Annotated in this window: 7 protein-coding genes and 1 tRNA gene; 5 read left to right on the top strand and 3 right to left on the bottom strand. The window is 43.8% G+C overall.

Annotated elements, in window-relative coordinates:
• Window positions 1-85 precede the first annotated feature (85 nt).
• The 4 genes from LIX84_RS19420 to LIX84_RS19405 all read left to right on the top strand — a co-directional run bounded on the left by LIX84_RS19420 (window position 86) and on the right by LIX84_RS19405 (window position 2,310).
• Window positions 86-162, top strand: a tRNA-Trp gene (locus tag LIX84_RS19420).
• Window positions 163-497: 335 nt separating this feature from the next.
• Window positions 498-830, top strand: coding sequence for a DUF1904 domain-containing protein (locus LIX84_RS19415; protein ID WP_005391613.1), 333 nt, complete (start codon window positions 498-500; stop codon window positions 828-830).
• Window positions 831-842: 12 nt separating this feature from the next.
• Window positions 843-1,679, top strand: a complete 837-nt coding sequence (gene mepA, locus LIX84_RS19410) for a penicillin-insensitive murein endopeptidase (protein WP_226421994.1) — start codon at window positions 843-845, stop codon at window positions 1,677-1,679.
• A gap of 322 nt (window positions 1,680-2,001) precedes the next feature.
• Window positions 2,002-2,310: a hypothetical protein gene (locus tag LIX84_RS19405; RefSeq protein WP_005391608.1), complete on the top strand. Its 309-nt coding sequence runs from the start codon at window positions 2,002-2,004 to the stop codon at window positions 2,308-2,310.
• Window positions 2,311-2,352: 42 nt separating this feature from the next.
• Here the strand turns inward: LIX84_RS19405 and LIX84_RS19400 are convergent, their stop codons facing one another.
• The 3 genes from LIX84_RS19400 to rdgC form a co-directional block, all read right to left on the bottom strand.
• Window positions 2,353-2,607 carry a YfhL family 4Fe-4S dicluster ferredoxin gene (locus tag LIX84_RS19400; protein WP_031780214.1) on the bottom strand — a complete coding sequence of 85 codons (255 nt, stop codon included), beginning with the start codon at window positions 2,605-2,607 and terminating at the stop codon, window positions 2,353-2,355.
• A 2-nt stretch (window positions 2,608-2,609) separates the two neighbouring features.
• Window positions 2,610-4,010 carry a prephenate-dependent tRNA uridine(34) hydroxylase TrhP gene (gene trhP / locus LIX84_RS19395; protein WP_006741904.1) on the bottom strand — a complete coding sequence of 467 codons (1,401 nt, stop codon included), beginning with the start codon at window positions 4,008-4,010 and terminating at the stop codon, window positions 2,610-2,612.
• Between the two features lie 165 nt (window positions 4,011-4,175).
• Entirely contained in the window at window positions 4,176-5,090 is a 915-nt protein-coding gene (rdgC, locus tag LIX84_RS19390) for a recombination-associated protein RdgC (protein ID WP_005391604.1), read from the bottom strand.
• Between the two features lie 224 nt (window positions 5,091-5,314).
• On the opposite strand from rdgC, the gene phoB reads away from it, so the two are divergent.
• Window positions 5,315-6,004: a phosphate regulon transcriptional regulator PhoB gene (gene phoB, locus LIX84_RS19385; RefSeq protein WP_005381752.1), complete on the top strand. Its 690-nt coding sequence runs from the start codon at window positions 5,315-5,317 to the stop codon at window positions 6,002-6,004.
• The last annotated feature ends 5 nt before the right edge of the window (window positions 6,005-6,009 follow it).

Raw genomic sequence — 6,009 nt, 5'->3', positions numbered from 1 at the left:
CCGGCCTGTCACGCCGGGGGTCGCGGGTTCGAGTCCCGTCCACTCCGCCACTTATTTGAGAGTCGTCTCATTAAACACGAACTGCAGGGGTGTAGCTCCAATTGGCAGAGCAGCGGATTCCAAATCCGCGTGTTGGGAGTTCGAATCTCTCCACCCCTGCCATATATCAAGGCTCTGACTTAGGTCGGAGCCTTTTTCGTTTCTAACGAATAGTTGTCGATATCTGATACATATTGATCTTAAGAACATATTACATCGGTGACTTAAGCCATTCTATTTCCCTTGCAATAGATTGCGTCACTAAGCTTCGGTGTATCATTTTACCCCTTCTTACCTCTGTTCATACTCCCATTATTCTTCGTTAGTGAGCTAGTTGATTTACTACTTGATCTATATGACGTGTATAGAAAAGGTTAGTGGTTACATTGGCTTGGATGATTACTGACTTGGTTCCTGTTATTATCATGAGTTAATGCTAATAATTAGGAAGTAAGTTTATGCCACATTTTCGATTCCGTGCTGTAGAGCCGCAAGCTGTTCAGGCACTATCAAAGCCTCTGACGGATGAACTTCAGCCTCTGATGGACTGTCCGCGTGAGGATTTTACTTTTGAGTATATCTACACTACGTTTTTCAATGAGGGCGAGGTGAGTGCTGCATATCCTTTTGTCGAAGTGCTTTGGTTTGATCGTGGTCAGGAAGTACAAGATAAAGTTGCTAAGCTTATTACACAGCAAGTTCGTGGTATTGCTGGTGCGGATATTGATGTTGCAGTTATCTTTTCAGCTTTATCCCCTAAAGCTTATTACGATAATGGCGAACACTACTAAAGGCTAAAATCTATGAAGCTGGGTTTCATTGTATCTTTGGGTTTATGTTTCTCAGCTTCTGTATACTCTACTCCTTGGGAGTCTGTTGCTAACCCTACCCAAAACTCTTCTTCCTCTATTGGTAGCTATGCTAACGGTTGTTTGGATGGTGCATTACCTTTGCCTCTTGATGGCGTTGGTTATCAAGTTTTACGCAGTAAAACGAAACGCTACTATGGGCACCCTAAAACGATAGAGTTTATTGAAAACCTAGCGCTTAAAGCTCATCAAAATCTCGACACAACGCTGCTTATAGGTGACCTGTCTTTACCAAGAGGAGGAAGGTTTTCTTCTGGCCATTCTAGTCACCAAACTGGGTTAGATACTGATATCTGGTTAAGACTCGCTGACCAACCGCTTTCTTATAACGAATTACAACTCCCTAAGCCAATGAGTGTGGTGGACTTAAAAGGTTATTCCATACTTAACCATCGCTGGGAAGATAGGCACTTTAGGCTGATTCGATATGCTGCACAGAGTGAGGATGTTGCACGAATTTTTGTACATCCTGTCATTAAGGAGCAGCTTTGCTCGCAAGAAGAAGGCAAAGAACGTTCTTGGTTACGTAAAGTTCGCCCTTGGTGGGGGCATCATTACCACTTCCACGTCAGGTTATCTTGTCCTGAGTCGAGTGGCTACTGTGTTGAACAAGCTCTGCCTCCCGCTGGTGATGGTTGTGGGGTAGAGCTCGCTAGTTGGGGACCGAAAGTTAAGCCTATCGATAAGCCGCCGTCTGCGAAAGTTATTGCTAAGCCCAAGCGAAAAAAAGCGATTCCACCGCAATGCCAATCACTTATCTCTACTAACTAGAGTGGCTCTACAGGTTTATATTCCCTTACGTATCTCTTTTATGAAACTGGAGAAACATCATACTTTTGTCTACAGTGAATAATACCAATACAAAAACTAACCTAATTAGTTTTGGTGACATAATATAGAAATCTAAATTAAACAAAGAGTTGTAGTATAGATAAGTCGTAACTTCTCTGTTTAGAAAGATCTTTCGTCACGATACTTTGGTTTCTTAGCAATATGTCTGTCAGTTGGCTAGCGAAGCAATAACAAGGCAGACAAGTGTGTGAGGCGGGAATGGATACTTCTCCTGCTAGAAGAGTAAATCAAGGATAAAACCATGACTATGATTTGTGCAAAAGAATTTGCAGAGTGGTTAAGACACAGATTTAGCAGTGAAACGAAAGGGGTCTTATTGACTCGGGTTGATGTAAATCACCTGACAGGACGTCAGCGTCTTGATCCCGGATTTGTTAATGATGTGCATTACGAGCTGATGCAATATGGAATGGCTTTCGTTACGGATACGAGCCGAGAAAACTTTTATCTTGTGCCGGTTTCCCAAGCAGAAAATTGGCGAGATAGGTTAGAGTCTCATTTTGAAAAAGAGTTGTTTTGTAATATCTATCCTATTGAAAAGTCGGGTTAAAAAAAGGTTCAACTTTGTCTCCAAAGTTGAACCTACTTGTTCTTATGCCAACCCTTGAATAATCACGAACTTCTCCAGTAACTGCTCTTCTGTTTCTACATGATCCGGGTCTGTGATGATGCATTTTGTAATCGGACACACTGACTGACAGGTCGGCTTTTCGTAATGTCCCTTACACTCTGTACATAGAGCTGGGTCAATCTCGAAAATGCTTTCTCCCATGCTGATTGCCCCATTGGGGCATTCGGGATCGCACATGTCGCAGTTGATGCATTTGTCAGTAATGAGCAAGGCCATGATTACTTACCAGTCGGGTTACGGGTGTCCTGCCCTGAGTTCAAGTTACGCATCAATAGACCGTATTCTAAATCTAGATCTGCTGGTACTGGAATGAAGACGAAGTGACCATTCCCTTTGGCATCCTCAATAGACTCTGACTTACGGTTTTCCATCGCTTCTAGCGTGAAAACAACATTACCTTTTGGCGTCATTAGCTCAAGACTATCACCGACAAGGAATTTGTTTTTCACTTCTACTTCAGCCATATCACCACGACGTTTACCAGTGAACTCACCGACAAACTGTTGAGCATCAGAGACTGAGTAGCCGTAATCGTAATTTTGGTAGGTATCGTGAGTATGACGACGTAGGAAGCCTTCGGTATAGCCACGGTGAGCTAGGCTCTCTAGTGTACCCATTAGGCTTTCATCAAATGGTCGGCCTGCTACAGCGTCATCAATTGCTTTGCGGTAAACCTGTGCAGTACGAGCACAGTAATAGAATGATTTAGTACGACCTTCGATTTTCAGCGAGTGCACACCCATCTTAGTTAAGCGCTCAACATGCTGTACTGCACGTAGGTCTTTAGAGTTCATGATGTAAGTACCATGTTCATCTTCGTACGCTGCCATTTTTTCTTCTGGACGGTGCGCTTCAGAAAGTAGAACGACTTCATCCGTTGGTTTACCACGACCAATTGTGGTTTCAGGGCGTTCGTCTTGTACTTCGACAGGCTGTGCTTCAGATGGGTCAAACTTCTCTACAATATCACCAGCGTCGTTTTCTTTGCCTTCTTCCACTTTGTATTCCCAACGGCACGCGTTGGTGCAAGTGCCTTGGTTAGGATCACGTTTGTTTATGTAACCAGAAAGTAGGCAACGACCAGAATAAGCCATGCATAATGCACCGTGAACGAATACTTCAAGTTCAGTTTCAGGACAATGCTCACGAATTTCTTCGATTTCTTCTAGAGATAGCTCGCGAGAAACGATCACTCGTTCCACGCCATTCGCTGCCCAGAACTTAACAGTCGCCCAGTTTACAGCGTTTGCTTGTACAGAAAGGTGAATTGGCATTTCTGGGAAAGCTTCACGAACCATCATGATTAGGCCTGGATCTGACATGATCAATGCGTCAGGACCCATTTCTACGATTGGTTTAAGATCACGGATGAAGGTTTTTAGCTTCGAGTTGTGTGGTTGAATGTTACATACCACATAAAGCTTTTTGCCTAGAGCATGTGCTTCATCGATACCGATTTTTAGGTTTTCGTGGTTAAACTCATTGTTACGCACGCGGAGGCTGTAGCGAGGTTGGCCAGCGTAAACTGCATCTGCGCCGTAGGCGAATGCGTAACGCATGTTTTTCAGGCTTCCCGCAGGAGACAGTAGCTCAGGTACGAATGCTTTCTCAGTTGTCATTGCTCAATTCTCTTTTATCTGATCACAAGTCAGGCCAATTCCACCTAATGGAAATGGGGCGCAAATTTTACGTTAAAATGTGAACTGTGACTAGGGTAATTGTGCTTCAGATAGAAAAACGCCCTCAAAAAAAGTGAGGGCGTTATGGTTAACCTTTATACAATGTTAAGCGTTAGGATTTGGTAAGCCGCCTAGCGCATCATATAGGTTGGGTAGGAAAGCACTGAACTCCCCACACATCAGAGAGAAGTCTGCATCAAATCGAGCCGCTTGATCTTCACGTGGAATATCGTCATTTTGATCTTTCAATTCATCAGAGAATTTTAGACGCTTAATGCCCGCATCTTCTGTCATGATGAATTCAATACGATCTTGCCAATTAAGTGCAAGCTTCGTTACGACTTTATCTGCTGCGATGTGGTTGCGGATTTCATCTGTGGTCAGCTCTTGCTTCTTACAACGAATCACGCCACCTTCTTCAAGCACGGATTTTAGCTCAGCTTCGTCCATCATGGTGATACCTTGAGGTGTGTCGCCCGTTTTCACCCACTCGGTTAGCGTTGTTTCAATCGCTACTTCTGGAATGGCAGGAACAACAGGTAAACTACCCATGGTTTTACGAAGTAGTGCTAATACGTCTTCCGCTTTTTTGTAGCTGCTTGCGTCAACAAGGATGAACCCTTCTTTTGGCATGATGAGCACGTGAGTGTGGCTGCTGCGGCTAAATGCGCGAGGCAGTAAATCCATTACGATGTCATCTTTCAGGTTGTCTTTCTCTTTCTTCTTCAGAGGACGACCTTCTTGCGCTTCCATTGCTTCTACTTTTGCATTCAATGACTCTTTGATCACTGAGGCAGGTAGCATTTTCTCTTCTTTCTTGGCGCAAATCAGAATGCGGTTTTCTGACACGTGAGTCATCATGTCGCCATGTCTACCCATTGCACTGACCCAGCCAAATTTCTGTTTATCTTGACTGCCACATGGGGTGAATCGGAATTCAGACAGTTGAGTTTCTAGTTGTTCGGCGTTGAAAGTAACCTCGCGGTTAACGCGGTATACCAGACAGTTTTTAAACCACATAAATCTTCTCTAGGCTTGATGACAAGGGACTAATCATAGGGAATTTTTGTGCTGATGTCTTAATAGAAATGAAAAATATCCGAATGAACCTCAAAAGAAAGTTATATGAAAATTTGTTTTCAAAGGTCACAAAAGTGTCATAATTGGTAGTGATAATGCTTATGCATAGAGGGGCGCTTTGTCTCTTAAATTCATTAGCTCAACGAACATAAGGTTACTCAATTATGTCTAGAAGGATTCTGGTTGTTGAAGACGAAGCTCCTATTCGCGAAATGCTGTGCTTCGTACTTGAGCAGAAAGGTTACCAAGCGGTAGAGGCGGAAGATTACGATACTGCAGTAACCAAACTGGCTGAACCCTTCCCTGATTTAGTTTTACTGGATTGGATGTTACCAGGCGGAAGCGGCATTAACTTCATCAAGCATATGAAGCGAGAGGAATTAACGCGCAACATTCCAGTTGTGATGCTTACCGCTCGTGGTGAAGAAGAAGATAAAGTGCGTGGTTTAGAAGTCGGTGCGGATGACTACATTACTAAGCCATTCTCTCCTAAAGAGCTGGTTGCCCGCTTAAAAGCGGTGATTCGTCGCGTAACCCCGACCGCACTGGAAGACGTCATTGATGTGCAGGGATTGAAGCTTGATCCTGTATCACACCGTGTCACGGCTAATGATGCACCATTAGATATGGGCCCAACAGAGTTTAAAATGCTGCATTTTTTCATGACGCATCAAGAGCGTGTGTACAGCCGTGAGCAGCTATTAAACAATGTTTGGGGTACTAACGTGTATGTTGAAGATCGTACGGTCGATGTTCATATTCGCCGCCTGCGTAAAGCATTGGAAGCCGCAGGTCATGATAAGCTGATCCAAACTGTTCGTGGTGCTGGATACCGCTTCTCGACAAAGGCATAAATTAA

The organism is Vibrio sp. E14 (assembly GCF_020515785.1).
GTDB lineage: Bacteria > Pseudomonadota > Gammaproteobacteria > Enterobacterales > Vibrionaceae > Vibrio > Vibrio diabolicus.
This window is presented reverse-complemented; position numbering and strand designations above follow the sequence as displayed.